The 730-nt window shown below is 69.2% G+C and carries 1 protein-coding gene; it reads left to right on the top strand.

Annotation, left to right across the window (positions count from 1 at the left end; all coding sequences use genetic code 11):
• Window positions 1-730 (top strand): zinc-binding dehydrogenase (locus AC6CH3_RS23370; protein WP_498134701.1); only part of this gene is annotated, 730 nt, incomplete at both ends.

The following is a 730-nucleotide window of genomic DNA, read 5'->3' as shown; positions in this document are numbered from 1 at the left end:
GCGGAGAAGACCCTGGTCGCGGCCGGGCAGTGCACCAAGGTCGATCAGGACGCCGACCCGGCCGCGGTCGGGCTGCTGGGCTGCGGTGTGATGGCCGGGATCGGGGCCGCGATCAACACCGGCGAGGTCAAGCGCGGCGAGTCCGTGGCCGTGATCGGCTGCGGCGGCGTGGGCATCGCCGCGATCGCCGGCGCGAAGCTGGCCGGGGCGACCACGATCATCGCGGTGGACATCGATGAGAACAAGATTCAGATGGCCAAATCCCTGGGCGCCACCCACGGGGTGAACTCCCGCCAGGTGGACCCGGTCGAGGCGATCCGGGCACTCACCGGCGGCAACGGCGCCGACGTCGTGATCGAAGCCGTCGGACGGCCCGAAACCTACAAGCAGGCCTTCTACGCCCGCGACCTCGCCGGCCGCGTGGTCCTGGTCGGCGTGCCGACCCCGGAGATGCAGCTGGAACTGCCGCTGCTGGACGTCTTTGGCCGCGGCGGGTCCCTGAAGTCCTCCTGGTACGGGGACTGCCTGCCCTCCCGCGACTTCCCGATGCTCGTCGCCCACTACAAGCAAGGCAACCTGGACCTGGACGCCTTCGTGACCGAACGCATCACCATCGACCAGGTCGAAGAAGCCTTCGACAAAATGCACCACGGCACCGTGCTGCGCTCCGTCGTCGAAATCGAACCCGCAACCGGAACCAACCCCGCAACCCGCGCAGCGGCCGACACGG

The organism is Arthrobacter sp. GQ119, assembly GCF_059759125.1.
This window is presented reverse-complemented; position numbering and strand designations above follow the sequence as displayed.